At 59.1% G+C, this 25512-nt stretch carries 23 protein-coding genes; 10 read left to right on the forward strand and 13 right to left on the reverse strand.

What is annotated here, in order from left to right; genetic code table 11:
* Positions 1–9: 9 nt before the first annotated feature.
* Positions 10–900 carry a Hint domain-containing protein gene (locus ACR0BZ_RS01960; protein ID WP_480919307.1) on the forward strand — a complete coding sequence of 297 codons (891 nt, stop codon included), beginning with the start codon at positions 10–12 and terminating at the stop codon, positions 898–900.
* Between the two features lie 166 nt (positions 901–1066).
* On the opposite strand, the gene ACR0BZ_RS01965 is transcribed toward ACR0BZ_RS01960, so the two are convergent.
* The 3 genes from ACR0BZ_RS01965 to ACR0BZ_RS01975 form a co-directional block, all read right to left on the reverse strand.
* Complete coding sequence (locus ACR0BZ_RS01965; RefSeq protein ID WP_480919308.1) at positions 1067–1900, reverse strand: hypothetical protein; 834 nt, start codon at positions 1898–1900, stop codon at positions 1067–1069.
* 53 nt (positions 1901–1953) lie between these two features.
* Positions 1954–2502 (reverse strand): NYN domain-containing protein, encoded by a 549-nt coding sequence (locus ACR0BZ_RS01970; RefSeq protein WP_480899142.1) that lies wholly within the window; start codon positions 2500–2502, stop codon positions 1954–1956.
* Positions 2503–2633: 131 nt separating this feature from the next.
* Entirely contained in the window at positions 2634–3260 is a 627-nt protein-coding gene (locus ACR0BZ_RS01975; protein ID WP_480475989.1) for a J domain-containing protein, read from the reverse strand.
* Positions 3261–3366: 106 nt separating this feature from the next.
* Between ACR0BZ_RS01975 and ACR0BZ_RS01980 the strand changes: the two genes are divergently transcribed.
* Positions 3367–3621, forward strand: a complete 255-nt coding sequence (locus tag ACR0BZ_RS01980; protein WP_209597754.1) for a BolA family protein — start codon at positions 3367–3369, stop codon at positions 3619–3621.
* Positions 3622–3630: 9 nt separating this feature from the next.
* On the opposite strand, the gene ACR0BZ_RS01985 is transcribed toward ACR0BZ_RS01980, so the two are convergent.
* The 7 genes from ACR0BZ_RS01985 to pepN form a co-directional block, all read right to left on the reverse strand.
* Positions 3631–4707 (reverse strand): PLP-dependent cysteine synthase family protein, encoded by a 1077-nt coding sequence (locus ACR0BZ_RS01985; RefSeq protein ID WP_480919309.1) that lies wholly within the window; start codon positions 4705–4707, stop codon positions 3631–3633.
* 161 nt (positions 4708–4868) lie between these two features.
* The gene (locus tag ACR0BZ_RS01990; protein ID WP_480919310.1) at positions 4869–5300 is read right to left on the reverse strand and encodes a DUF4177 domain-containing protein; all 432 of its coding nucleotides are present in this window, start codon (positions 5298–5300) and stop codon (positions 4869–4871) included.
* An 80-nt stretch (positions 5301–5380) separates the two neighbouring features.
* Positions 5381–6637, reverse strand: coding sequence for a peptidase T (pepT, locus tag ACR0BZ_RS01995; protein WP_480919311.1), 1257 nt, complete (start codon positions 6635–6637; stop codon positions 5381–5383).
* Positions 6638–6784: 147 nt separating this feature from the next.
* A complete protein-coding gene (gatB, locus tag ACR0BZ_RS02000; protein ID WP_267365910.1) occupies positions 6785–8296 on the reverse strand; it encodes an Asp-tRNA(Asn)/Glu-tRNA(Gln) amidotransferase subunit GatB in 1512 nt (503 codons plus the stop codon).
* Positions 8297–8377: 81 nt separating this feature from the next.
* Entirely contained in the window at positions 8378–9637 is a 1260-nt protein-coding gene (locus tag ACR0BZ_RS02005) for a hypothetical protein (protein WP_480913479.1), read from the reverse strand.
* A 129-nt stretch (positions 9638–9766) separates the two neighbouring features.
* Positions 9767–10195 (reverse strand): hypothetical protein, encoded by a 429-nt coding sequence (locus tag ACR0BZ_RS02010; RefSeq protein ID WP_480773213.1) that lies wholly within the window; start codon positions 10193–10195, stop codon positions 9767–9769.
* Positions 10192–12744, reverse strand: coding sequence for an aminopeptidase N (pepN, locus tag ACR0BZ_RS02015; RefSeq protein ID WP_480919312.1), 2553 nt, complete (start codon positions 12742–12744; stop codon positions 10192–10194). Before pepN ends, ACR0BZ_RS02010 begins: the two co-directional genes overlap by 4 nt.
* Positions 12745–12951: 207 nt before the next feature.
* Between pepN and ACR0BZ_RS02020 the strand changes: the two genes are divergently transcribed.
* The 3 genes from ACR0BZ_RS02020 (at position 12952) to ACR0BZ_RS02030 (ending at position 16573) form a co-directional block, all read left to right on the forward strand.
* Positions 12952–15087 carry a malate synthase G gene (locus ACR0BZ_RS02020; RefSeq protein WP_480919313.1) on the forward strand — a complete coding sequence of 712 codons (2136 nt, stop codon included), beginning with the start codon at positions 12952–12954 and terminating at the stop codon, positions 15085–15087.
* 57 nt (positions 15088–15144) lie between these two features.
* On the forward strand, positions 15145–15570 hold the full coding sequence (locus ACR0BZ_RS02025; protein WP_480481817.1) for a GlcG/HbpS family heme-binding protein: 426 nt from the start codon (positions 15145–15147) through the stop codon (positions 15568–15570).
* Between the two features lie 223 nt (positions 15571–15793).
* On the forward strand, positions 15794–16573 hold the full coding sequence (locus tag ACR0BZ_RS02030) for a gamma-glutamyl-gamma-aminobutyrate hydrolase family protein (RefSeq protein WP_480476009.1): 780 nt from the start codon (positions 15794–15796) through the stop codon (positions 16571–16573).
* Positions 16574–16632: 59 nt separating this feature from the next.
* On the opposite strand, the gene ACR0BZ_RS02035 is transcribed toward ACR0BZ_RS02030, so the two are convergent.
* Both ACR0BZ_RS02035 and ACR0BZ_RS02040 read right to left on the reverse strand, forming a co-directional pair.
* Positions 16633–18873: a xanthine dehydrogenase family protein molybdopterin-binding subunit gene (locus ACR0BZ_RS02035; RefSeq protein WP_480919314.1), complete on the reverse strand. Its 2241-nt coding sequence runs from the start codon at positions 18871–18873 to the stop codon at positions 16633–16635.
* A 3-nt stretch (positions 18874–18876) separates the two neighbouring features.
* Positions 18877–19341: a (2Fe-2S)-binding protein gene (locus tag ACR0BZ_RS02040; RefSeq protein WP_480919315.1), complete on the reverse strand. Its 465-nt coding sequence runs from the start codon at positions 19339–19341 to the stop codon at positions 18877–18879.
* Positions 19342–19440: 99 nt separating this feature from the next.
* Here ACR0BZ_RS02040 and ACR0BZ_RS02045 point away from each other — a divergent pair, with 99 nt between their 5' ends.
* Positions 19441–20019 carry a TetR/AcrR family transcriptional regulator gene (locus tag ACR0BZ_RS02045; protein ID WP_480481812.1) on the forward strand — a complete coding sequence of 193 codons (579 nt, stop codon included), beginning with the start codon at positions 19441–19443 and terminating at the stop codon, positions 20017–20019.
* Here ACR0BZ_RS02045 and kynU read toward each other — a convergent pair.
* Positions 20012–21205 carry a kynureninase gene (gene kynU, locus ACR0BZ_RS02050; RefSeq protein ID WP_480919316.1) on the reverse strand — a complete coding sequence of 398 codons (1194 nt, stop codon included), beginning with the start codon at positions 21203–21205 and terminating at the stop codon, positions 20012–20014. The two genes, ACR0BZ_RS02045 and kynU, sit on opposite strands and share 8 nt — an antisense overlap.
* A 172-nt stretch (positions 21206–21377) precedes the next feature.
* Here kynU and ACR0BZ_RS02055 point away from each other — a divergent pair, with 172 nt between their 5' ends.
* From ACR0BZ_RS02055 to ACR0BZ_RS02070, 4 genes are all read left to right on the forward strand, one after another.
* Positions 21378–21827: a methyltransferase family protein gene (locus ACR0BZ_RS02055; RefSeq protein ID WP_267364290.1), complete on the forward strand. Its 450-nt coding sequence runs from the start codon at positions 21378–21380 to the stop codon at positions 21825–21827.
* Between the two features lie 130 nt (positions 21828–21957).
* Complete coding sequence (locus ACR0BZ_RS02060) at positions 21958–23529, forward strand: Re/Si-specific NAD(P)(+) transhydrogenase subunit alpha (protein WP_480919317.1); 1572 nt, start codon at positions 21958–21960, stop codon at positions 23527–23529.
* Between the two features lie 13 nt (positions 23530–23542).
* Complete coding sequence (locus ACR0BZ_RS02065) at positions 23543–24997, forward strand: NAD(P)(+) transhydrogenase (Re/Si-specific) subunit beta (protein ID WP_480919318.1); 1455 nt, start codon at positions 23543–23545, stop codon at positions 24995–24997.
* 154 nt (positions 24998–25151) lie between these two features.
* Positions 25152–25508, forward strand: a complete 357-nt coding sequence (locus tag ACR0BZ_RS02070; protein ID WP_480919319.1) for a VOC family protein — start codon at positions 25152–25154, stop codon at positions 25506–25508.
* Positions 25509–25512: the final 4 nt, after the last annotated feature.

Genomic DNA, 25512 nt, shown 5'->3' on the forward strand with positions numbered 1-25512 from the left:
TGACGCCCGGTGGCATTTAACGTTCTTCTCCATACGGCCAGAACAACGGGCCAGAACGATCTCATCGTCCAGGACACGACACAATCCGCGATCATCAGCGGGTCGATGGTGTCGTTTGACGGGGGCGCGACTTTCCAGCCTTACACCTATCTGGGGCAAGGAAACTACCGCGGAACCGGGGAAACCGGAGAATTCATTCAGGTCGGCGGGCAAATCTACGCCTGGGATGCCAATAACCCAACCGGTCCGATGACCACTGGCAACTGGAAAATCACCCCGAGTGATCTGAACCCGACCGATCCGCCCTGTTTTGTTTCGGGCACCCTGATCGAAACGGATCGCGGCCCGCGCCCGGTCGAAGATCTGACCGTGGGCGACCGGGTTTGCGTAGCCGGCGGGACCCCGCTGCCCATCGAATGGATCGGCAAACGAACACTCAGCGCGCAAATCCTGCGCGTCTGGCCCCAATTCAACCCGGTCTGCATCCGGCGCGATGCGTTGGGCAAGGGCCTGCCAGACAGGGGTCTTTACTTCTCTCCGCAACACCGGGTTGTGCTGGGGGGCTGGCGGGCCGAGCTTTATTTTGGCGCACCAAGCGTGTTCTGCGCGGCCATTCATCTGGTCAACGATGATACCATCCGGCAGGTGACCACGGGCGAGGCGGTGACATATTATCACATCGCCTGCGCCGAACATGTGATCCTCACATCGCACGGTCTGCAAAGCGAAAGCCTGTTTCCGGGTGACATGGCGCTGAAATCACTGCATCGCGACGATGTCGAAGAACTGCGCGCGCTCTTTCCGGGGTTACTTTCAGACGCAGGACCGCCCCCCCAAACGCGCCTAAGCTGCCTGACCGGGCGCGAGGCACGCGCGTTGCGAGGCATGTTCGCAGAATAGTCCCGCGTTGCGGAAATCGTGGCGCCATTGTTGCTGCGCACCCGGATCACGCCGCGCTGTTAACAGCATTAGTGCTTTAGTTGCCAATCGGGGATCAACCGAACAAGGTTTGACGCCTTCATCCTCCGGGACATCAACCCAACATCATTCGCGCATGGCTCAGACCCTAGGTTGTCAACCCGCCCATGGCCCAATCGGCATGGGTCTCGATAACACTGGCCACGGCCAGCGCCTTTTCCACGATATCCTCCGGAGTGTCCTCGGCGAACGCAATGCGGGTCATCCTGTCGTGCATCGCTTCCGAGGTGTAAAACTCAAAGGCTCGCGTATTGCCCGGGCTGTTCCAGAACGCGGTAATCCAGATCGCGTCCCGCCCCGGAATGCAATATGCGCACCAATCGCGCCACAGGCGCAGCACCAATTCGGTATCCGGGCTTGCGGCGACCTGTTCGAACAGCGACTCCAGCGGCCACCCTGCCAGGGCGAACATGCAAAGCGTATCGTCCAGACAGCCGCGTTCCCGTGCCATCTCGCGTTTCAGATACGCGCGCTGGAACCGGTCCAGAATCTGCCATTCCTCGGGTGACCAGTTATCCGGGTTACCGGTTTCAAACCGGTTCAGGCTCACCTCCAGCCCAACACTGGCGGGGTCTTCGTCCACAGACAGAATCTCAAGGATCCGGGGCAGTAGGTACCCCCATGTTTCGCGGGCTATCCCCGCGGGATCACAAGCGGCAAAGAACCAGTCCTGAACGTAATGCAGGGGAAGCTCGGCAATGGGCGGCGTGAAGAAATCCGCCTCAATATCTGCGTCCATGCAGCAGCCTTCGCAAACTTCGATGCTGCTCGGCTTTGGATAGGCAAAAACCCTGTACGCATCGCTGATGATGTCAGAAAACGGATGATCCGGCGGGATCTTGGCTTTTGGCGGGTTCTGCTCTTTGCGTGCCACGGTGCTTGCATCCAAACCGGTTATTTCGGGGCTGGGGCCCGTCGGCATCACTCCTGAACGCTACGAAACCCGGATCGTTGCGTAAAGCTGTGGTCGCGTGGTCAAAGCGAAAACCAAAGCTCGTCCTTGCGAAAACCACCTTTCACAAGGCGATCCGCTTTCAACACATCCGGAAACTCGTCCTCCCAGTCGCGGAACCTGTCATTTGTCACGATACGCGCCCTGCTGTCCCGCGCCGCCTGCAAGATCAGCGGATCTGCCGGCGTGCCTTTGGGCGCGACCATGACCCGCTTGGCCCGCAAGCCCAGGGCGCGGCTCAGCGCCCGGTCGTTCATGTATTCCCCTTCGACCTTGTACCCGACATTCGCGTCGAACACGACGCCCGGTTTGAACCCGGCTTGCTTCAGGCTGGCCAGAACCTGCCGCAACGTCGCCAGATCCGGGGCGCCGTCTTTCCAGTGCATCACGTTCGACCCGTCCACGATGATCCACGTGTTGGCCCTGCGCCAGCCGAACCAGGCCCGGATCAGAAGGATCGTACTGGCGAACACACAAAGCAGGGCCAAAAGGAACAGCCAGTCCATCTCGGTTGGATAGAACTGCGCCACGACCAGCCCGCAAAGTGAGGCAAGCAGCAAAAAGAAAGGCATACGCACAGCGGTTGCTCCGGGAAAAGCACTGTTTCAATTCCCACTACTATTGCGGGAATTGAAACAGGTTTCCAGACAGCATCCTCACAATCCGTTCAAACTGTGTAAACAGCTGGCGACTGACGGCGGCCCTACTTGAAATTCCGGCTGTCCTTGATCTGGTCCCAGGCCCAGACGACCTCTTGCAACTGCTCTTCCTGCGACCGGTCGCCGCCGTTCATGTCCGGATGCAGCACCTTGATCAGCTTCTTGTACGCCTTGCGCACTTCGGTTTTGGACCAGCTGTCATGGGCTTCCAGAATCTCGATTGCACGGCGTTCAGTGGGGGGCAGGCGACGTCCGCCACCACCCGAGGTGCGCCCCTTGTTCTGCGTGCTGTTGGCGCCCAGAACCTGATGCGGGTCCTCAATGCCCAGACGGGCCCAGGCGCGCGCCTCCGGGTCTCCCATCGGCTTGGTCTCACGTTCCCAAACCTTGTCCTTCGAGCGTTGCGCGTTCAGCTCGGCCTCAGTGGTGCCATCGAAGAAGTTCCACTTCTGGTTATACTCGCGCACGTGCTGCTGGCAGAACCAGAAATAGTCATCCAGAACATCCGGAGCCTTTGGCGCGCGGAACTTGCCCGGCTCGTCACACCCGTCGTGATCGCAGATCCGGACCGAGGTCTCGGACGCGCCTGACATGCCCCGGCGCCCACGCGGGTTCTTTTTCTTGGCGCTGGAAACGGACATATCGAATCCGAAGGGGTCTGATTTCGCCATGCTCTATCCTCACGAACGCATCTTTTCGACTCGGAGGCAGCAGTTTAGTCTAAGCAGCCGAAAGTAGAAGAGGGGGGCGGCAAAAATTTTGCCGCTGAGCAAAAAAATGAGTGTGACCGACGAAATCCGAACCCGCCTGCAAGCCGCCTTTGACCCACATGAACTTGACGTGATCGACGACAGCGAAAGCCATCGCGGCCATGCAGGTCACAGGGAAGGCGGCGAAAGCCATTTCAACGTCCGCATCCGCGCCGCCGCATTCGCCGGTCAATCCCGTGTCGCCCGTCACCGGGCCGTGCACAAGGCGCTGGGCGACATCGTGCCCCGCATTCACGCGCTGGCGCTGGATATCGGAACCTGACGCTGCGCCCTATTCCGCGCTCATCTGCGCCGACGGGGTCGAGGCCGAGATCGCATATTCCTCATCCGTCATGACGTCTTCGATCCCCTCGAACAGAGGCGTCGACAGGTAACGCTCGCCCGTATCCGGCAGCATCACCAGCATGACGGATCCCGGCGCCGCGGTTTCCGCCAGATTCATGGCCACCGCAAAGGTCGACCCGCCCGAGATCCCGGTGAATATCCCCTCTTCCGAGGCAAGGCGGCGCGCCCATTCAATCCCTTGCGGCCCCGGAACAGGGATCAGCTGGTCGTAATAGGCGTTGTCGATGGCTTCCTGAAGGACCCATGGAATGAAATCCGGCGTCCAGCCCTGAATCGGATGCGGCTCGAAATTGGGGTGGCTTTCGGTGGGCTGGTGATCGTCATTGCGCGTATTCACATAGCCTGACGACACGATGGCGGCATTAGCCGGTTCGGTCAGGATGATTTTCGTATCGGGCCGCTCCTTGCGCAACACTCGTGACACCCCGGCGACCGTGCCGCCGGTGCCATATCCCGTCACCCAGTAATCCAGCTGCGTGCCTTCGAAATCCGCAAGGATTTCCCGCGCGGTCGTATTCTCGTGAATATCGGCATTGGCTGCGGTCTCGAACTGGCTGGCCAGAAACCACCCGTTTTCCTCGGCCAGTTCCTTGGCCTTGGTATACATGCCGAACCCCTTTTGTGCCTTGGGGGTCAGAACAACCTTGGCGCCCAGAAAGCGCATCAGCTTGCGCCGCTCGACCGAAAAGCTCTCGGCCATCGTCACGACCAGCGGATATCCCTTGGCCGCACAGACCATGGCAAGCCCGATCCCGGTATTGCCCGATGTCGCCTCGACAACCGTCTGACCGGGTTTCAGCCGCCCATCCCGTTCTGCCGCCTCGATGATATTCAGCGCCAGCCTGTCCTTGACCGACCCCGCCGGGTTGAACGCTTCGAACTTCACATAAACGGTCACATGATCCTGCGCGATCCGGTTGACCCGGATACAGGGCGTATCGCCGACTGTATCAAGGATGCTGTCATACAGGCGTGCCCGCCCCTGTGTCTGCCGAATACCCATTTCAAAGCCCCTCCCGGTTGTCCGGTTAACATGCCACAGATTTCGCTGGGTTGATAAGCACATATCGCGCCCGCAGCGCCAAACCCGTCCGCGGGCGGGCTGCTCAACTTCCAGTCCACACGGTGTTTCAGGTGTGACCGCAGGTCAAACCCTGATCCGTCTCAGGCGTCATTCTTGTCATTGGCGGTATCAGTGTCCTGGTCAACCTGGTCCCGGCTTTTCAACGACAAAGGCGGTTCATTCGCTTCTTCCGAAATTGGTTTCGGCGCGGCCACCACACCGGGGCCGGGGATCGGTTGGGCCAATGGGGTATCGTCAAACTCGGGCACTTCTCCGATCACCGACGCATCGACTTCTTCGGCCACGACCCGCCGGAACACCAGCACATTGCGCCAGTTTGTGGTCGATCCGGTCAGGCCCGAGCGTTCCTCGCTGGGCAGCAGCTCGGCGCGCTGGTATTCCCAGCCGTCCTGCGCCATCTGGTTCAGAACCTGTTCGACCGAGACCGCAAAGCGGCCCTCGGCCGTTTTCACGCCCTTGGCTTTCACGCCCTTTTGCGGCGCGGGGACGACCTTGTATTCAAAAAGCTGCATCAAGTGTTCCTAAATACCTGTTCGCGCCAACTTACCACGCTGACCCCGGGGTGAAAGGGCCGTCGCCCGAGCGGCGGTTTTCAGCCCTGATTATTGCCGTTAGCCTGTGCCGCCTTGGTCACAACCGACAGGCACAGCTCGGTCGCCACTGCCATGTCCTGCACCGAAATCCACTCCAGCGGCCCGTGAATGCACTGCATTCCGGTGAACAGGTTGGGGCAGGGGGTGCCGAACTCGGTCAGGCGCGACCCGTCGGTGCCGCCGCGGATCGGGACCGACAGCGGCTCGATCCCCAGCTCGCGGCAGGCGTCGCGCGCCAGATCAACCGGTGTCATGTCGTTTTCCAGCCAATAGCGCATGTTCCTGTACTGGTGGCTGATATCGCAGGTGATGGTCGCGCGCGGTTCCGTGGCCTGCACGGCCGCACAGACCTGCCGCACGATGTCACGTTGCGCCTCAAGGCCGTCCATCTCGAAATCGCGCAGGATCAGCTTGATTTCCATCTCGGACGACCCGCCGCTCATGTCGGTGACATGGATGAACCCGTCGCGGCCATCGGTTGTTTCGGGCGTCATGGTGGCCTGCGGCAAGGTCTGCACGATCTTTGCCGCCAGATGGGCTGCGTTCACCATCTTGTCCTTGGCCAGTCCGGGGTGGATCGATACCCCCACGATCCGGATCACGGCGCGGTCGGCCGAGAAGCTCTCATATTCGATCTCGCCCACTTCGGCACCGTCCAGAGTATAGGCGAAATCCGCCCCCAGATCCTTGGGCAGCTGTTCGGTAACGCCGCGCCCGATCTCTTCATCCGGGGTAAAGGCAATGCGGATAGGCCCGTGCGGGATATCCGGGTTTTCGATCAGATGCCGCGCCATGGTCATCAGGATCGACACCCCGGCCTTGTCATCCGCGCCCAGCAGGGTGGTACCCGACGCCGTGATCAGGTCATGTCCGATCTTCTCGGCCAGATAGGGGTTCTCGTCCGGGGACAACACCAAATCCGGATTGTCCGGAAAGGAAATGTCGCCACCGTTATATCCCTTGATCACCCGCGGCTTGACGCCCGTTGCATTGAACTGGGGGGCCGTATCCACATGCGCCAGAAAGCCTACCGTCGGGCCGGGTGCGGTGCCGGGGATGGTCGCGACGACCACGCTGTCACCTGTCAGCGTCACATCGCTGGCGCCGATCTCGGTCAGTTCCTGCTTCAGCAGGTTCAGCATGTCGAACTGTATCTGTGTGCTCGGCGTGGTCGCCGAGGTCTCGTCGCTCTGACTGTCGATCGCCGCGTAACGCACCAGCCGATCTTCGAGTTCCTGATCAAATCTGTTCTGCATGATACCTCACCTCTCTGGGTCGGAAGAAAGGGTGCAATCACAGGCGAAGTCAAGCCGATGAGCTGACCCCATTTCTTAAGAAATCGTGGAAATCTGATTGTACAAACCTGACAATTGCCACTGGCAGGCTTGTACAAAATGTAAGGTTCAGGAACTCAGCTTCTTGCTGACCAAATCGTTAACGGCCTTCGGGTTGGCCTTGCCGCCGGTCGCTTTCATCACCTGACCCACGAACCAACCCGCCAGTTTCGGGTTCACCTTGGCCTTCTCGACCTGGGCCGGATTGGCCGCGATGATCTCGTCCAGTGCGGCCTCGATCGCACCGGTGTCGGTGACTTGTTTCATCCCGCGATCCTCGACGATCTGCGCCGGGTCACCGCCTTCGGTATAGACGATTTCAAACAAGTCCTTGGCGATCTTGCCCGAGATGGCATCAGAGGAAATCAGGTCGATGATCCCACCCAGCTGCGCCGGAGAAACGGGCGACTCCGTGATGTCGTGGTCTTCTTTTTTCAGACGTCCGAAAAGCTCATTGATCACCCAGTTCGCGGCCAGTTTGCCATTGCGGCCCTGCGCGACCTCTTCGAAATAGGCCGCCGATTCAACTTCGGCAGTCAGTACCGAGGCGTCATAGTCGGTCAGGCCGAACTCACTGATAAAGCGCGCTTTTTTGTCGTCAGGCAGCTCTGGAAGATGGGCGGCGATATCGTCCACCCATGCCTGCTCGATCTCCAGCGGCAGCAGGTCGGGATCGGGGAAATAGCGGTAATCATGCGCTTCTTCCTTGGACCGCATCGACCGGGTTTCGCCCTTGTCCGGATCATACAGGCGGGTTTCCTGCTCGACCTTGCCACCGGCTTCGACAATAGCGATCTGGCGGCGGGCTTCGACCTCAATGGCTTGCTGGATGAACCGCATCGAGTTCATATTCTTGATCTCGCAACGGGTGCCTAGATGCGAAAAGTCCTGTGTTTCCTGATACTTCTCATACGCGCCCGGCAAACAGATGGAGACGTTGACATCCGCCCGCAGGTTGCCGTTCTGCATGTTGCCGTCACAGGTGCCCAGATAGCGCATGATCTGACGCAGCTTGGCAATGTATGCAGCGGCCTCTTCCGGCCCGCGAATATCAGGGCGGCTGACGATCTCCATCAGGCAAACACCGGTCCGGTTCAGGTCGACAAAGGACATGTGCGGGTCCATGTCGTGGATCGATTTGCCGGCGTCCTGTTCCATGTGGATGCGTTCAATGCGAACCATGCGCGCAGTGCCGTCCCCCATCTCGACCAGAACCTCGCCTTCGCCCACAATCGGATGATAAAGCTGGGAAATCTGGTAACCTTGCGGCAGGTCAGGGTAGAAATAGTTCTTGCGGTCAAAGGCCGATTTCAGATTGATATCCGCCTTCAGGCCCAGCCCGGTGCGCACTGCCTGTTCCACGCAGAACTCGTTGATCACCGGCAGCATTCCCGGCATTGCCGCATCCACGAAAGCCACGTTCGAGTTCGGCTCGGCCCCGAATTTTGTGGACGCGCCCGAGAACAGCTTGGCATTGGATGAGACCTGCGCATGCACCTCCATCCCGATCACCAGTTCCCAATCGTGCTTGGCCCCGGCAATGGTTTTGGGTTTGGGCATTTCGTATGTCAGGTCGAGCATGGCGCGCCTCATTTCCGCAGAAGTCTAAGCCTGCGTATTAGGCCCGGCAGGGCCTAGGGGCAAGGGGGAATCCTGACGCGTTCAGTTCTTGGAAAACTGCAGACCGGACGATGTAAAGGTTACATCCTTGCCGCTGCGCAGTTCATCCCGGAACAAATCCGAGATGGCGCGCAGCGCGTCGCGCTGACCACGCGCAGCAAACCGCTCGGGCGAGTTGATGCGGACAGAGTTGTTGAACCCGTTGGCGGCATGGGCCCAGATCAGGGGGTGAAGCTCGGTCAGGTGATCGCGGATCAGCCAGTTTGCGGTGTCGCGCATTTGGGCGCGGACATTGTCTGCCTTTTCGTTCAGCCCGCGACCATTCTGAATGGTGATTGCACAATAGGCCGACAACATATTGATCATCTGCTGGTCAGGGCGCAGGCCTACGATATCGCGCAATCCTTCAAGGAAATATTCGACATCGACCTGCGCGCAGGCCTCTTCGTCCAAAGCGATGGCATCGAATTGCACCCACGTATATCCACCAGCGCCCCAGATATCCTGTGTCCGGACGGCATTGCGCAATGCCTGCAATTCCAGTTCCGCGTAGCTGCCGAACCACCGGGGTAATAGATGGCTGCCCATCGCGCGCATGTGACGCTGATTGCGCGGATCCAGCGTGATCAGACGCTCGTACTCATCGGCAACGCGGGCGTTTGATTTGCGCTGCCCGGCCAACAGGGCACAACCAGCGGCCGCAATCAGAGGGCTGTTCGGTGCATCCGCCTTGCACTTGGGCAGGATCGCAGCGGCCCGGTCGAAATGAGCGGCACAGCGCGAACGGTGCAAGGGTGGAAGGGCCGTGTCCGTGGCGTTCCCGCGCCAGGCCCAGGCCAGGTCGATATGGGCCAGCGCCACAACGGCAGCGATCATCGGATCACCAGGATTGTCTGACAACTCGCCTTCCAGTTCCGAAATACCACCCAGCAAATCGTAATCGGATATGGCCTTGCCGTCCGACAGTGCATGTTCCGCAGCCAGAACCACGTCAGATCTGGCCCCGAACGCCAAAAGATCGGCAATCGGCATACCATCTGATACGGCGGCACGATCCTGATCCGCTGCACGCATTTCATCGGACAACTCGGTCCAGCGATCCTGTCTGGCCAGATAGCGCCCATGTTCGATTGTAGAATGTCCAATCAGATTGTCGCAATTCGACGTTGCAACAGGAATGTTGAGCTGCCCATGTTCAGGCAGGGCAGCGGCCAGCGCAGATTTCGTTGCGCACAGATCTTCTGAGGCGTCCGTGGGATTGGATATGGGCTGGGCAAACAGCGCCCTTAACGACCGAAACATGGTAAAACTCAAAACTGTAAAAACACTTAACTGAGTCTGAAGTCTGGCGAGGTATCAGGCTCAATTCAAGTAATTTGCTTAATAAACTTTGTTTTTTGTGTCCAATGCGCCCTTAGATCACGCAGTGTTTCAGAAAACAGTGAAATGATGACGGTTTACGCGAAAACCTGCCTGTTTCAGAATGGTTTCCAGATCCCGATGCGGCGGCAGAGACTCATCTGGCAGCCGGATTCGTTTCCCGGATTTCAGGACGATGGATAGGCGAACGGAAAAGTCCCACCGGGTGTCAAATCGGAAATGGTCGATATCCCGCATCGGGATATCTCCCTTACGATTGCCCGTGAACCAGCGCACCGCATCCCGGTCCAGATGCACGCCAGCGCTGGTATTCTGGATCACGTCCCAGATTGCGGGGAGAGTGGCAAGAGACAGCAGGCCGACAACCCACCAAGCCGCGTCGAACAGGATGACCAGCGCCAGCAGGGTCGCGTAGACACTGGCCAGAATGACCAGTGTTCGTGTGTTCCGGTTGCGGCGGGTAAAGCTGTAGGGTGTCATGCGCCGAGGATGCGGGATACCATTTCCGTCGTGTCGCGCGACAGGTTCGGCGTTTCCGCAATGCGAGAAAGCTGCGTGCGCATCAGGTTCTGACGCCCGGTGTCGTACCGTTTCCAGGCCTGGAAGGCAGAACACATCCGTGCCGTGGTTTGCGGGTTCACAGGATCAAGGCGGATCAGCCAATCGGCCAGCAGGCTGTACCCGGCGCCATCCGACTGGTGGAACCCCGCGTGGTTCATCGCCAGCGCGCCCATAACAGCGCGGAACCGGTTCGGGTTCTTCCAGTTGAAGTCGGGATGCGCGGTCAACGTCTTTGCCGTTTCCGGTGTCGCCTCTGGTGCGGCCATGGTCACCTGCAAGCCAAACCATTTGTCCATGACCAGCCGGTCATGCTGCCATTGGTCATAGAAGGCGGCCAGCTGCGCCTCGCCTTTGCGGGCGCGCAGCAGGCAGGACAGGGCTGTCAGTTGCAGGGTCATGTTATCCGCTTTGGCATACACAGTGGCCGCCATTGCCCCTCCGTCCAGCCGAGAGGTCAGTGCCAGTGCCGCACTGCCAAGGGCGCGCTTTCCGGATTGCTGGGCATCCGGGCTGTAGGGGCCATCAACCAACGCCTCGCTGTGCAGGCGGGGCAGCAGATCCTGCACATGCTGTGCCGTGGTCTGCCGCAGCGTTTCGACCGCCGACCAGATTGCCATCGGGTCGGGCGTTTGACCGCGTTCATGCAGTGCCGCAGCCAGTTCGGATTGCGTCGGCAGCCCAAGCATCAAGGCGCGATAGGCCGGGTCCAGCGTGTCGTCGCGCAGCACGGCCTGCAGCCCGTCAAGGTAATCGGCGTCCGGGGTTGCTTCGTCCAAGATCATCCGCAGCAAGGTGTCCTGCGCCAGCGATCTGCCAGCCTGCCAGCGGTTGAACGGATCTGTGTCATGCGCCAGCAGAAACGCGCGTTCGGCGTTTGACTGATCGTGTTCCAGAATGACCGGTGCCGAGAAATCGCGCAGGATCGAGGCTGTGGGCCTTGTCGCAAGCCCGGTGAACTGAAAACTCTGCTCGGCCTCTGTCAGTTCCAGCACTTCAGTCGCGCGGACCTCATCCCCGTTTGACCCCAGCAGGCCAACGGCGACCGGGATCACCTGGGGCAGTTTCTCTGCCTGACCCGGTGTGGAATCGGTGCGCTGTTTCAGCGTCAGGGTATAGGTCCCGTCGGCCCAATCTTCAGATACGGTCAAACGCGGTGTGCCCGACTGGCTGTACCAGCGTTTGAACTGGGTCAGGTCGCGGCCTGTGGTGTCTTCGAACACTTTCAGCCAATCCTCGATCGTGCAGGCCTGCCCGTCATGGCGGTCAAAATAGAGGTCCAGCGCCTTTGAATAGACCTCATCCCCGACCAGCCGTTTTAGCATGCCAATGATTTCGGCACCTTTTTCGTAAACGGTGGCCGTGTAGAAATTGTTGATTTCCTGAAAGCTTTCGGGCCGGACCGGGTGCGAGAGCGGGCCGTTATCCTCGGGGAATTGCCGCGCGCGCAGGTCGATGGCGTCGTGAATGCGCTTTACGGGGCCCGAGCGCATGTCGGATGTGAACTGTGCATCGCGGAAGACGGTCAGACCTTCTTTCAGACACAGCTGGAACCAGTCGCGGCAAGTGATGCGGTTGCCCGTCCAGTTGTGGAAATACTCATGCGCGATGATCGCCTCGATCCGTTCGAAATTGGCATCGGTCGAGGTTTCAGGACTGGCCAGAACAGCCGAAGAGTTAAAGATGTTCAGCCCCTTGTTTTCCATCGCTCCCATGTTGAAGTCATCGACGGCGACGATGTTGAAGACGTCCAGATCGTATTCCCGGCCATAGACATCTTCGTCCCATTTCATGGACTTCTTCAGCGCCTCCATACCGAAGGCGCACTTGCCTTCATCCCCCGGACGCACCCACAGGTTCAACTCAACATCCCGGCCTGATCTGGTGGTGAACCGATCGGGATGGGCCACAAGTTCCCCAGCGACAAGCGCAAACAGATAGGCAGGCTTGGGCCACGGGTCGGTCCATTCGGCCCATCCTTCGCCCTTGCCCGAGGGGTTGCCGTTCGACAGAAGAACCGGCAGGTCGCCATTGATGCGCACGGTAAAGGTGGACATGACATCGGGGCGATCCGGGTAATATGTGATCTTGCGGAAACCTTCCGCCTCGCACTGGGTGCAATACATGCCGTTCGACATATAAAGCCCCTCCAACGCGGTGTTGTTGCCCGGATCGATCTCAACCTCGGCTTCCCAGAGGAACGGGGCGTCGGGAACACCGGCGGTCAGGCCCTTGTCCGTGACGTCAGGCGAAACTTCGGATCCGTTGATGGACGCGCGGATCAGGTTCAGATCTTCGCCGTGCAGAAAAAAGGTGCGATCGGTCGCGTCGGGGTTTGGACGAAACGCGATACGCGACGTGACCCGTGTGGCATGTGCAGACAGATCGAAGGTCAGGTGCACGCTGTCCAGCAGATAGCCAAACGGAGTGTAGTCTTTCAGGAAGATCGTGGTGGGGGCAGCGTCGCGCATGGGGGCCTCGCATCGGTTCGTGTCTGGCGCGACGTTAGGGGCATCGTTCCAGAGCTGCAACTGGCCCCCGCCATTCCCTTGATGTTTTTGAAACAGCTTCCGTTCGATCCGAATAACCCAAACGCTAAGTCGAAAGTTGCCTATCGGAAACTTTCGGCCTAAGTCACTTACGCATACAATGGCACACAATCGCAGGAGAGCAGGAAGATGAGTGGCAGACAAACCCTGAGCGGGCTGCAGATCGATCCAATACTGGCAGAGTTTATCGAGACGCAGGCATTGCCGGGTACGGGTGTGTCGGCACAGAATTTCTGGGCGGGTCTGGCGCGACTGGTGTCTGAACTGGGGCCGAAGAACCGCGCGCTTCTGGCCAAGCGGGCCGAGATACAAGGGCGCATCGATGGCTGGCATATTGCGCGCAAGGGTCAGAGCAATGATCCCACTGACTATCAGGCTTTTCTAAAGGAAATTGGTTATCTGGTCGAGGAAGGCGACGGGTTTCAGATCGACACGACGCATGTCGACCCCGAGATTGCGCTGACGCCGGGTCCGCAGCTGGTTGTGCCGATCACCAACGCGCGCTTTGCGCTGAACGCGGCGAATGCGCGATGGGGCAGCCTGTATGATGCGCTTTATGGCACCGATGCGATAGGCGATCTGCCAACAGGTGGTGGGTATGATGCGGCGCGCGGTGCACGGGTGATTGCATGGGCGAAAGCTTTTCTGGATGACGCCGTGCCTCTGGCTGGTGGGTCTTGGGTCGACGTGTCGGGACTGCATGTCGAAGAAGGTGTTCTTTCCCCAGCACTGGCAAACCCTGCTCAATTTGTTGGTTTCGGTGGCGCGGCAGACAAGCCGGATTTTGTGCTTCTGAAAAACAATGGCCTGCATATTCAGATCATGATCGATCCGACTGGCGTTATCGGTGCCACTGATCGCGCAGGTATCGCAGATGTCCGGCTGGAATCCGCCCTTTCAACGATTATGGACTGCGAGGACTCGGTCGCTTGTGTTGATGCGGCAGATAAGGTCGTGGCCTATGGCAACTGGCTGGGCCTGATGAAGGGTGATCTGACCGAAGACGTCACCAAGGGCGACACCACATTTATCCGCAAACTGGCAGAAGATCTGACCTTCACCACACCGACAGGTGAGCAGGCGACCCTGAAAGGTCGTTCGCTGATGCTGGTGCGGAATGTCGGCCACTTGATGACGAACCCGGCCGTTCTGGACGCCGAAGGGCGCGAGATTGGCGAGGGGCTGATGGACGCGCTCTGCACCACTCTGATCGCAATGCATGACCTGCAACGGGATGGGGGTAACTCGGTCGAAGGGTCGGTCTACGTGGTGAAGCCCAAGATGCACGGTCCGGAAGAGGTTGCCTTTGCGGTTGAGATTTTCGACATGGTCGAAGACATCCTTGGCTTGCCGCGCAACACCGTAAAGCTGGGGATCATGGATGAGGAACGCCGTACCTCGGTCAACCTCAAAGAATGTATCCGCGCCGCAAAATCGCGCGTCGCCTTCATCAATACCGGTTTCCTGGATCGCACGGGGGATGAGATTCATACCTCGATGGAGGCTGGCCCGATGCTGCCCAAGGGCGACATCAAGAACACGCCCTGGATTGCGTCTTATGAAGACCGCAATGTCGATATCGGTTTGGCCTGTGGCCTGAAAGGCAAGGCGCAGATCGGCAAAGGCATGTGGGCGATGCCGGACCGGATGGGCGATATGCTGGAGCAAAAGATTGGCCATCCGCAATCTGGCGCCACCTGCGCCTGGGTGCCGTCGCCTACAGCTGCGACGCTGCACGCCACACATTACCACAAGGTCAACGTACTGGCCCGTCAGGACGAAATCGCAGCGGCGGGTGCCCGAGGAACGCTTGACGATTTGCTGACCATTCCTCTGCTGGGGGGCCGCAATCTTGGTGACGCGGAAATCTCGCGCGAGGTCGAGAATAATGCACAAGGCATTCTGGGCTATGTCGTGCGTTGGGTCGATCAGGGCGTGGGATGCTCCAAAGTGCCCGACATCAACGACATCGGGTTGATGGAAGACCGTGCGACCTGCCGGATTTCGTCTCAGGCGCTGGCCAATTGGTTGCATCACGGCATTGTCGACGAAGCGCAGGTGATGGCTGCGATGCAGAAAATGGCGGCTGTCGTGGATCGCCAGAATGCAAGTGATCCGGGTTATGTCCCGATGGCGCCGGGCTTTAACGGAATTGCATTTCAGGCGGCTTGTGACCTTGTGTTCAAAGGCCGTGTGCAGCCCTCGGGCTACACCGAGCCGGTCCTGCACGCGCGCCGTCTGGAATTGAAGGCGGCCACAGCGTAATACAAAGGGGGCGATCCGCCCCCTTTCTTCTTTCGACATGCAGACACAGGAATGCACATGGAAGTTTCCCTTCGCAAAGCCCGCACCATTATCCGCAAAGCGCTTGAGAAAGGCCGCGAGATGGAGCTGAAGCCACTTTCGGTGGTTGTTCTGGACGCAGGCGGCCACGTCATCGCGTTCGAGCGTGAGGATGATGCAGCACCGGGCCGCTTTGCGATCGCGCATGGTAAGGCATATGGCTCTGTCATGCTGGGCATGGCGGGCACGGCACAGATGCAACGGGCCGAGGCGCAAGCCTACTTTATGGCGGCGGTAAACGGAGTGTATGGCGGGCAGGTCGTACCAGTTCCGGGCGGGGTCTTGCTGCGGGGTCGAAAAGGGGACGTGATCGGTGCCGTAGGGGTGACCGGCGACACGTCAGAAAACGATGCTGCCGTTGCGATGGCGGGAATTGAGGCCGCCGGGTTGGACGGCGAGATATAGATCCGACCAAAGAGAGCAGCTCCGTCAAAGTAATGACTTGGCGCATGTTCCCAACTTGAAGTTTGGTGCTGGGAGAACGTGCCGGGACTGGACTGAATGTCGGGAGAAAATTTGTGCACCCCTGAACACGTCCCTGCGCTGTCACGCAGGAGGTGTATTCTTGCACGACTGTGAAGCTGCGGTTAGCTTCCTTTCCAAGGGGATGAATAACAAGGAAAGCGGAATGTCTCGACCCGTTGTTGGTATTATCGGCAACTCTTACCTCATGAACGATCAATACCCGACCCATGCAGGGGGGACGATGAATTCTGACGCTGTGGCGAACGTATCGGGATGTTTGCCGCTGCTGATCCCCGCCGATCCCCGATATGTATCGGTTGAGGAGTTGCTGGAGGTTTGCGACGGCTTTCTTCTGACCGGCGGTCGCCCCAATGTGCATCCCGAAGAATATGGTGAACCTGCAACCGAGGCGCATGGAGAGTTTGACCGCGCGCGTGACGCGATCACCTTACCACTGGTTCGGGCCTGTGTGGAACGGGGTCAGCCGTTTCTGGGCATTTGCCGCGGATTTCAAGAGGTCAACGTGGCCATGGGCGGAACGCTCTATCCGGAAATTCGCGATCTGCCGGGGCGGATGAACCACCGGATGCCGCCCGATGGTACACTTGAGGAAAAATTTGCGCTGCGCCACGTGGTGAAACTGACGGAAAACGGTGTGTTCCACGACTTGTTTGGTGCGCAGGAGGTCATGACAAACACGCTGCACGGGCAGGGGATCAAGTGCATCGGACAGCGTGTGGTGATCGATGGGCATGCGCCGGATGGAACGCCCGAGGCGATCTACATCAAAGACGCGCCCGGATTTACGCTGTCCGTGCAATGGCATCCCGAATGGGATGCGATCAACGACCCGGTTTCACGCCCCTTGTTCGAAGCCTTCGGCATGGCTGTGCGGGGATGGGCGGCGGGGATTGCCTGTCAGGCAGTTCAGAAATCAGCCTGACTTGGGCACCGGACCGTGCGGGCGCGCGACGGACCGGTGCAGGGGAAGGTAAATGGCAATCAGACCAGCAGGTTGAACTGATTGACCAGCGGCAGGCTGCGCGCGCGTTTTCCCGTCAAATCAAACAGGGCGTTGCCCAGTGCGGGCATCGAGGGGGGCGTGCCGGGCTCACCAGCGCCGCCCATATGGCGGTTGGTTTCCAGAACGCGCACCTCGACTTGTGGCGCAGTATGCATACGAAGGGCGTCATAGTCGGGAAAGTTGAACTGCTCGACTTCCCCGTCGGCAAAGGTGATCGAGCCGAAACACGCGGCCGACAGGCCGTACATCATGCCGCCAAACATCTGTGCCTTGACGTTTTCCGGGTCCAGCGCCAGCCCCATGTCGCAGGCGATCCAGGCCTTGTGGATGCGGATGGCACCGTTTTCGTCGACCACTTCGATAACCTGAGCCACCGGAGTGCCGAAGCTGTAGGTGAAGGCCACGCCACGGCCCACACCGTCAGGTGTTTTTCCGGTCCAGTTGGACATTTCCCTGACCGCCTCCAGACATCCGGCAGACGGGGCGTGTTCGGTTCTCATCAGTTCTAGCCGGAAGTCCAGCGGGTCGCGCCCTGCGGCATGAGCCAATTCGTCCATGAAGGTCTCGTGGAAAAAGCCGTTGTGGCTGTTGCCGACCGAACGCCAAAAGCCCACCGGGACGGCCAGATCAGCGACGTGGCCGCTCATCCGGTAGTTTGGCACGGCGTAAGGCTGGTTGAAGAACCCTTCGACCAGCACTTTGTCGGGTCCGCCTCCGGGGAAGCCGGTGTAACGCTCGACCGCCTGTTGCGTGCAGGACTGCGCTGCAACCTTGCCGTCAATAAGAACGGCCTTGCCGTCCTGAACAGCGCCGCGCATCCGGGCGATGGCGCCGGGGCGGAAGTAGTCGTGACGCATGTCTTCTTCGCGGCTCCAAGTTGTCTGGACCGGTGTGCCAGGCATGGCCATGGCGACCTTGGTGGCGATTTCTCCGAAATCCAGTTCGCCCCGGCGGCCAAACCCACCCCCCAGATAGGTGGTGTGAATCTGAACAGCCTCAGTGTCTAGATTTGCAGTGTTTGCTGCGCGAAACCGGATCAGCGTCGGGGCCTGATTGCCGCACCACAGCTCCAGAGCATCTCCGTTATAGAGCGCGGTGGCATTCATCGGCTCCATCGTGGCGTGCGCCAGATAGGGCACTTGGTATTCGGCAGTGATCTCGGTCGCGCCATCCGGCGTCACGCTGACATCGCCATCATCGCGCATGGTCGAGTTCGGCGCGCCGTCAAACGCCTCGGCAATCTTTGAGAAAATGCCTTCGGTATCAGGTGGATATGGCGCATCACCCCAGTCGATCTCAACAGCCTCAACCGCCTGATTGGCCAGCCATGTGTTGTTCGCGATCACGGCAACACCTGTGCCCAGATCTACAACCGTCTCGACCCCCGGCATGGATTTTGCAGCGCTGTCGTCAAAGCTGTTCATCGCACCACCCAGTTTGGGATTCATGCGCACGGCAGCAAATTTCATACCGGGCAGGCGAACATCGATACCGAACTCGGCAGTACCTGTCACTTTGCCCACCATGTCCAGTCGCGGTTGTGTCCGTCCCAGATAACGCCATTCGGACGGGTCTCGCAAAGGTACCTCGACGGGTTCCAGTCCGGCCGCTTCCACTGCAAGATCGGTATAAGTGATCTTGTCACCGGTCGGCGCGATGACATGGCCTGAAGCTGTTTTCAGATCCGAGGGGTCGATACCCAACCGATCAGCGGCGGCGCGTTTCAGCGTTTCACGGGCCGAAGCACCGGCTTGCCGCATCCTCTCGAACCCGTCCTTCATCGAGGTGGAGCCGCCTGTGACTTGCAGGCTAAGGGCCTTGCCAAGAACCCCCAGTGCTTCACCTAAGTTGTGCTGGAAGTCCGAGATGTCGTAGCCCTTGTTTGGCAGTCCCTCGCCCATCATGGCTGAGTTGTAATAGGCGGCGGCTGCCGGACCGTGCAGAACGGTGATCTGATCCAGATCGACATCCAGTTCTTCGGCGATCAGCGCGGCCCACGTGGTTTTCACGCCCTGTCCCATCTCGGCACGGGGCGCGAACAGGGTGATGCCATTCTGATCGATCAGTACGAAGGGGTTCAGGGCCGCTTCACCCTCTTTCGGTTTCAGCGGGTTGGGGGCAGGGCGGGTGACATAATACGCGCCAAAGGCGACGCCGCCGACAATTGCGGCCGAGCCGATCAGGAACGTGCGGCGGATAATTTTGCCAACAGAAGCCATCTCTTACGCCTCCTTCAACTTGGAGGCTGCGTCGTGGATCGCGGCCCGGATGCGGGGGTAGGTGCCACAGCGGCACAGGTTTCCTTGCATCGCTTCATCGATCTCTGCGTCCGTGGGTGCGGGGTTTTCCGCAAGCAGGGCAGCGGCCTGCATGATCTGGCCCGACTGGCAATAGCCACATTGCGCCACCTGACGATCAGCCCAGGACTGCTGGATCGTAGCCAGAGCTTCTGGCGTGCCGACACCTTCGATTGTGGTCACCTCGCCCCAGACATCCGACAGCGCCACCTGGCACGAACGTACCGCCTCGCCATTGATATGAACCGTACAGGCCCCGCAAGCGGCGACGCCACAGCCGAACTTGGTTCCGGTCAGGCCAACCTCATCCCTCAGAACCCAAAGCAGGGGAACATCATCCGGCAGGTCGATCTGGTGAGGAATTCCGTTAATTTTTAGGGCCGTCGCCATGGCGCACCTCTTGTTGCTGTGGCTGGTTTCTGACATAATGATTGTAAAGTGTCAGTCTGTCAATTGACAAATTGAACAAAAAATGTCAGAGATTTGCGCATGAAAGATACGAGTGACGAATCCCGGCAGAAAGCGATCCTTGCATCTGCTTTTCAGGCCTTTTCCGCATACGGGTTCCGCAAGACCTCGATGGATGACATTGCGCGCGGTGCGGGGATGTCACGGCCAGCGGTTTATCTGTATTACAGGAACAAGGAAGCGATCGTTCGCAAGCTGACCGAACGGCATTACGAGGAAAAGACCGCAGCGGTGGCCGAGGCGCTGAACGGTGAAGGCTCGGTTTCGGACATTGCCAGAAAGGCGATCCACGCCCAGACCGAGGGCATGGCTGCGATTTTGGCGTCGCCGCATGGGCTTGAGATGCTGGACACGACCAAATCCATGGCCATCGACATTGTCGAACGGGGCGAAGGGGAACTTGCCGCGCTTTATGCCGAATGGCTGAGGCGAGAGCAGGGTGCTGGCCGCGTTCGTCTGTTCGACACGCCTGAAGAAACGGCGAAAACACTTACGGTCACGCTGAAGGGGATCAAGCTGACTGCGTCAGACGCCGAGGAATTTGAAAGGCGCACCAACCAGTTGGCGGCCCTGATCGGGGCCGGGCTGGAAATCAGGTAACGCGCTGCCGGGTTTTGTACTCGGGCGTGTCCCAAAGCTTGTTCTGCATGACATCCGCCAGAATCCCGACTGCACGCTCGACATCGCTTTCATCGATATACAGCGGCGTGAAACCAAACCGCATTGTGTCAGGTGCGCGGAAATCTCCGACGACACCACGCGCGATCAGCGCTTGCATCGCGGCGTAGCCTTCCTTGAAGCGGAATGAAACCTGACTGCCACGCTGCTCGGGAACACGCGGACTGTCCAACTGCAAGTCTGGGCAGGTCGCCTCGATCTGACGAATGAAAAGCTCGGTCAATTCAATGGATTTGGCGCGCACATCCGCCATGTCGGCCATATCCCAGATGTCCATGGCCGCCGAAAGTGCGGTCATTTGGATGATCGGAGGTGTTCCAACGCGCATACGCTCAATCCCGCTTCCGGGGCGATAGTCCAGGTCAAAGGCAAAGGGCTCTTCGTGCCCCAGCCAGCCGGACAGGGCCGGGCGCACACTATCTGCCAGTCGGGGCGCAACATAAATGAACGCGGGCGCACCGGGGCCGCCATTGAGGTATTTATAAGTACACCCGACTGCGAAATCCGCATTGCACCCTGCAAGGTCAACGGGAATGGCCCCTGCGGAATGCGCCAGATCCCAAACCGTCACGACACCGTTGGCGTGGGCCAGTTCCGTCAGTGCCTTCATGTCGTGCATCCGGCCCGTGCGGTAATCCACTTCGGTCAGCATCAGGACTGCGACCTCTTCGGTGATTGCATCTGCGACGTCCTGCGGGTCGACGACGCGCAGTTCGTATGGGCTCCCAAGGGATCGCAGCAGGCCATCGACCATGTACAGGTCTGACGGAAAGTTCCCATTGTCGGAAAGCACAACCTTGCGGGTCGGGTTCAGTTCAAGGGCAGAGGACACGGCCTGATAAACCTTGATCGACAGGGTGTCGCCGGTCACGACGCTGCCTGGCTCGGCTCCGATCAGGCGGCCAATTCGATCTCCAAGCCCTGTGGGAAGGCCCATCCAACCGGCTTTGTTCCAGCCGGTGATCAGCATCTGCCCCCATTCCTCGGTCAGCATGTTCTGCACACGAGACGCAGCCGTTTTAGGCAGCGGGCCCAAAGAGTTGCCGTCCAGATAAATCACGCCCTCGGGCAGGTCGAACATGGCTTTGGTTGCTGCAAAATCGGTCATGAAAGCTCACTCACTTGTGTGGTCGTCTTTTGTTGCATTTGGGGTAGCCGATCCTGACATGTCTGTCTATCGATGCGACATACTGGTCTTTTGCTAATCTGGCCGAAAAACGGTAGGACGTCGGTCAGAAGCGACATATACCCGACACTGTCGTCGTTCATGAGGGCTTAGAATGCGCTGGATAGATGTACCGCCAGTTTGGTTGATCGCTTTTGCGGTGCTGGCATGGGCACAAGCCAGATACATGGCGCTGGGCCTGTCACTTGAGAGCGGCCTGACCGACCTTCTCAGTGGAGTTCTGATCGGCGGTGGCGTTCTGATGGCCGTTCTGGCCATTGTCGAGTTTCGCCGCCATAAAACAACCGTCATTCCCCATGAGACACCGACCGCGATGGTGCAAACGGGCATCTACAAACGCAGTCGAAACCCGATCTACGTCGGGGACGTACTGATTCTTGCGGGTTTGATTCTGCGGTTTGACGCCGTGTTGTCACTGGTTTTGGTTCCGGTCTTCGTCTGGGTGCTGGAGCGCCGGTTTATCCTGCCGGAAGAAGACCGCCTGCGCCGGCAGTTCCGCACGGATTTCGCACGCTATGAACGCAAGACGCGGCGTTGGATCTAAGGTGGCTGATTTTGTGATGTTACGTCAAAAAATGCTGCGCTTGCGAAATAATGTTGCGCAGGATACATCTTTGCTTAACAAAGAATACCGACCACCCGCTCGGACAGAGTAAAAATTAGGGGGACTGCCAGTGAAGATAGGCACGCCAAAGGAAATACTGGACGGTGAGAACCGGGTTGCAATGACGCCCGACTCGGCCGTGCAATTGCAGAAACTGGGCTATGAGTGCCTGATCGAGAAAGGCGCGGGCGCGGCTGCCGGTTTTTCGGATGCCGCATACGAGGCCGTAGGCGTTGAGGTGGTCAAGACCGCAGCGTTGCTGTGGAAGACTGCGGATATCATTGCCAAGGTTCGTATCCCGACTGAGGCCGAACTGAAACGGTTGACCAAGGGCAAGACCCTGATTTCGTTCTTCAATCCTGCGAGCAACGAAGAAGGAATGGAGCTGGCCAAATCCAAGGGCGTCAACGTGATCGCCATGGAGATGGTGCCACGCATCTCGCGCGCGCAGAAGATGGACGCGCTGTCGTCGATGGCAAATATCGCAGGCTATCGCGCCGTGATCGAAGCAGGCAACAACTTTGGCCGTTTCTTCACCGGCCAGGTGACCGCCGCCGGTAAAGTTCCTCCTGCCAAGGTGCTGATCGTTGGGGCCGGTGTGGCCGGTCTGGCCGCAATCGGGACGTCCACGTCGCTGGGCGCGATCACCTACGCGTTCGACGTGCGCCCTGAAGTGGCCGAACAGGTCGAATCGATGGGGGCTGAGTTCGTCTATCTGGACTTCGAGGAAGAGCAGCAGGACGGCGCGGCCACAGGCGGGTATGCCTCGGTCCAGTCGGAAGAATTCCGCAACGCGCAGCTGGCCAAGTTCCGCGAACTTGCACCCGAGATGGACATTGTTATCACCACCGCCCTGATCCCCAACCGTCCGGCGCCCAAGCTGTGGCTCGAGGATATGGTCAAGGCGATGAAGCCGGGCTCGGTCATCGTTGACCTTGCGGCCGAGCGTGGCGGGAACGTCGAAGGTACCGTGCCGGACGAAAAGGTTGTAACGCCCAACGGCGTGACCATCATCGGTTATACCGACTTCCCCAGCCGGATGGCGGCGCAGTCGTCGTCTCTGTACGCGACCAACATCCGTCACATGATGACTGATCTGACGCCTGAAAAGGACGGCCAGATCAATCACAACATGGAAGACGATGTGATCCGCGGTGCGACTGTAACGCATGAAGGTGAAATCACTTTCCCGCCACCACCGCCCAAGATTCAGGCGATTGCGGCGCAGAAGAAGCCCGAGGTCAAGGAACTGACCCCGGAAGAGAAAAAGGCGCAGGAGATTGCGGCCTTCAAGGCGCAGACCAAGCAGCAGTTTACATTGTTGGGTGTTGGTGGCGCGCTGATGCTGCTGGTGGGGCTGGTTGCCCCGGCCAGCTTCATGCAGCATTTCATCGTCTTCGTGCTGGCCATTTTCGTGGGCTTCCAGGTGATCTGGAATGTCTCGCACAGCCTGCACACACCGCTGATGGCGATCACCAACGCGATCTCGTCGATCATCATCGTCGGGGCTTTGATGCAGATCGGATCGGGGTCGTTCCTGGTCATTCTGCTGGCGGCACTGTCCGTTTTCATGGCCGGGATCAACATCTTCGGCGGCTTCCTCGTAACCCGGCGCATGCTCGCCATGTTCCAGAAATCTTAAGGAGGCCGGGCACATGGAATTTGGCTTCACCACTGCCGCCTACGTTGTTGCGGCTGTTTTGTTCATCCTTTCCCTTGGCGGGTTGTCGAACCAGGAAAGCGCCAAGCGCGCGGTCTGGTACGGCATCGTCGGTATGGCGTTGGCGGTCTTTGCCACGCTGGTTGGCCCCGGGTCTGGCCTGTGGCTTTTGTCGATCCTGCTGATCATTGGCGGCGGTCTGATCGGTCAATACGTGGCGCAGCGCGTCCAGATGACCGAGATGCCGCAACTTGTGGCCGCGATGCATTCGCTGGTCGGTCTGGCCGCGGTGTTTGTGGGTTTCAATGCGCATTTTGAGATCGGCAACGTGGCGCAGGTCCTGGCGATTGCGGATACGGCGAAAGAGGCGGATCTGCATGATCTGGGCACCTTTGCCAAACTGATCGCCAAGAAGACACCGGCCGAGCTGGCAATCCTTCATGTAGAGCTGTTCCTGGGCATCTTTATCGGTGCGATCACCTTTACCGGTTCGGTCGTGGCCTATGGCAAGCTGGCGGGCAAAGTGACCTCGGCGGCGACAAAGCTGCCCGGTGGTCATGCGCTGAACGCAGCGGCTGCGGGTCTCTCGCTGATCTGCTTGATCTGGTATACCTCGTCCGGTGGGCTGCTGCCGCTGATCCTGATGACCCTGGCCGCGCTGTTCATTGGTTATCACCTGATCATGGGCATCGGTGGCGCGGACATGCCGGTGGTTGTGTCGATGCTGAACAGCTATTCGGGCTGGGCCGCGGCGGCTATTGGTTTCTCGCTGGGCAATGACTTGCTGATCGTGGTCGGTGCGCTGGTGGGCTCAAGCGGTGCAATCCTGTCCTACATCATGTGCAAGGCGATGAACCGTCACTTTGTCAGCGTGATTCTGGGCGGCTTTGGTGGCCCGCAGGGTGAACAGATGGCCGTTGAGGGCGAGCAGGTGGCCATCGAGGCGGATGGCGTTGCTGCTGCCCTGAACGATGCCGACAGCGTGATCATCATCCCCGGCTATGGGATGGCGGTTGCGCAGGCACAGCAATCGGTTTCCGAACTGGTCCGTAAGCTGCGCGCCAAGGGTAAAGAGGTTCGTTTTGCGATCCACCCGGTCGCGGGTCGTTTGCCGGGCCATATGAACGTGCTGCTGGCCGAGGCGAAGGTGCCCTATGACATCGTTCTGGAAATGGACGAGATCAATGACGACTTCCCGGATACGGATGTGGCCATCGTTATCGGCTCGAACGACATCGTGAACCCTGCGGCGCAGGAAGATCCCAACAGCCCCATTGCCGGTATGCCGGTTCTGGAATGCTGGAAGGCCAAGCAGGTCTTCGTGTCAAAACGTGGTCAGGGTACGGGGTATTCGGGTATCGAAAACCCGCTGTTCTTCAAGGAAAATACCCGCATGTTCTATGGCGACGCCAAAGCGTCGCTGGATAAGCTGCTGCCGATGATCGAGTGATTAACCGGTCTGATCCAATTGCAAAGGGCGCCTTTGGGCGCCCTTTTCTTTTTTGTGCTGTTGGGGGCTTTGCCCCCAAACCCCCAGGATATTTATGGCCAGATGAAGCGGGCGGGTTGTGATATACTCGATGCACGTGTGGTAGGAGCGAAACATGCAGAAAGTGAACGGTATTGGGGGCGTATTCTTTCGGGCCAGTGATCCCGAGGCATTGAGCCGTTGGTACGAAGAACATCTGGGCGTAAACCACTATGATCCGGTGCCCTGGAAGCAGTGCGAAGGGTATACGGTGTTTGCGCCGTTCGCGCAGGACACCGAGTATTTCGGAAACCCGGATCAGCAATGGATGATCAATTTTCGGGTCGACGATCTGGGCGCGATGATACAGCAGCTTGAAGCTGCCGGAATCGCTGTTGAGACCCGCCCCGACTGGGACAGTGAGATCGGAAAGTTCGCGCGACTTCACGATCCGGAAGGAAATCCGATCGAGCTGTGGCAGCCAAATCAATGAGATA

This window comes from Ruegeria sp. P8 (assembly GCF_056534665.1).

Excerpts from the sequence above, each read along its gene's own strand:
- ACR0BZ_RS02005 (WP_480913479.1), bottom strand. The coding sequence starts at position 9,637 with ATGTTTCGGTCGTTAAGGGCGCTGTTTGCCCAGCCCATATCCAATCCC.
- ACR0BZ_RS01965 (WP_480919308.1), bottom strand. The coding sequence starts at position 1,900 with ATGCCGACGGGCCCCAGCCCCGAAATAACCGGTTTGGATGCAAGCACC.
- ACR0BZ_RS02020 (WP_480919313.1), top strand. The coding sequence starts at position 12,952 with ATGAGTGGCAGACAAACCCTGAGCGGGCTGCAGATCGATCCAATACTG.
- ACR0BZ_RS01970 (WP_480899142.1), bottom strand. The coding sequence starts at position 2,502 with ATGCCTTTCTTTTTGCTGCTTGCCTCACTTTGCGGGCTGGTCGTGGCG.
- ACR0BZ_RS02045 (WP_480481812.1), top strand. The coding sequence starts at position 19,441 with ATGAAAGATACGAGTGACGAATCCCGGCAGAAAGCGATCCTTGCATCT.
- ACR0BZ_RS01975 (WP_480475989.1), bottom strand. The coding sequence starts at position 3,260 with ATGGCGAAATCAGACCCCTTCGGATTCGATATGTCCGTTTCCAGCGCC.
- pepN (WP_480919312.1), bottom strand. The coding sequence starts at position 12,744 with ATGCGCGACGCTGCCCCCACCACGATCTTCCTGAAAGACTACACTCCG.
- gatB (WP_267365910.1), bottom strand. The coding sequence starts at position 8,296 with ATGCTCGACCTGACATACGAAATGCCCAAACCCAAAACCATTGCCGGG.
- ACR0BZ_RS02040 (WP_480919315.1), bottom strand. The coding sequence starts at position 19,341 with ATGGCGACGGCCCTAAAAATTAACGGAATTCCTCACCAGATCGACCTG.
- ACR0BZ_RS02065 (WP_480919318.1), top strand. The coding sequence starts at position 23,543 with ATGGAATTTGGCTTCACCACTGCCGCCTACGTTGTTGCGGCTGTTTTG.
- ACR0BZ_RS01985 (WP_480919309.1), bottom strand. The coding sequence starts at position 4,707 with ATGGGTATTCGGCAGACACAGGGGCGGGCACGCCTGTATGACAGCATC.
- kynU (WP_480919316.1), bottom strand. The coding sequence starts at position 21,205 with ATGACCGATTTTGCAGCAACCAAAGCCATGTTCGACCTGCCCGAGGGC.
- pepT (WP_480919311.1), bottom strand. The coding sequence starts at position 6,637 with ATGCAGAACAGATTTGATCAGGAACTCGAAGATCGGCTGGTGCGTTAC.
- ACR0BZ_RS02035 (WP_480919314.1), bottom strand. The coding sequence starts at position 18,873 with ATGGCTTCTGTTGGCAAAATTATCCGCCGCACGTTCCTGATCGGCTCG.
- ACR0BZ_RS02010 (WP_480773213.1), bottom strand. The coding sequence starts at position 10,195 with ATGACACCCTACAGCTTTACCCGCCGCAACCGGAACACACGAACACTG.
- ACR0BZ_RS02055 (WP_267364290.1), top strand. The coding sequence starts at position 21,378 with ATGCGCTGGATAGATGTACCGCCAGTTTGGTTGATCGCTTTTGCGGTG.
- ACR0BZ_RS01990 (WP_480919310.1), bottom strand. The coding sequence starts at position 5,300 with ATGCAGCTTTTTGAATACAAGGTCGTCCCCGCGCCGCAAAAGGGCGTG.
- ACR0BZ_RS02070 (WP_480919319.1), top strand. The coding sequence starts at position 25,152 with ATGCAGAAAGTGAACGGTATTGGGGGCGTATTCTTTCGGGCCAGTGAT.
- ACR0BZ_RS01980 (WP_209597754.1), top strand. The coding sequence starts at position 3,367 with ATGAGTGTGACCGACGAAATCCGAACCCGCCTGCAAGCCGCCTTTGAC.
- ACR0BZ_RS02025 (WP_480481817.1), top strand. The coding sequence starts at position 15,145 with ATGGAAGTTTCCCTTCGCAAAGCCCGCACCATTATCCGCAAAGCGCTT.
- ACR0BZ_RS02030 (WP_480476009.1), top strand. The coding sequence starts at position 15,794 with ATGTCTCGACCCGTTGTTGGTATTATCGGCAACTCTTACCTCATGAAC.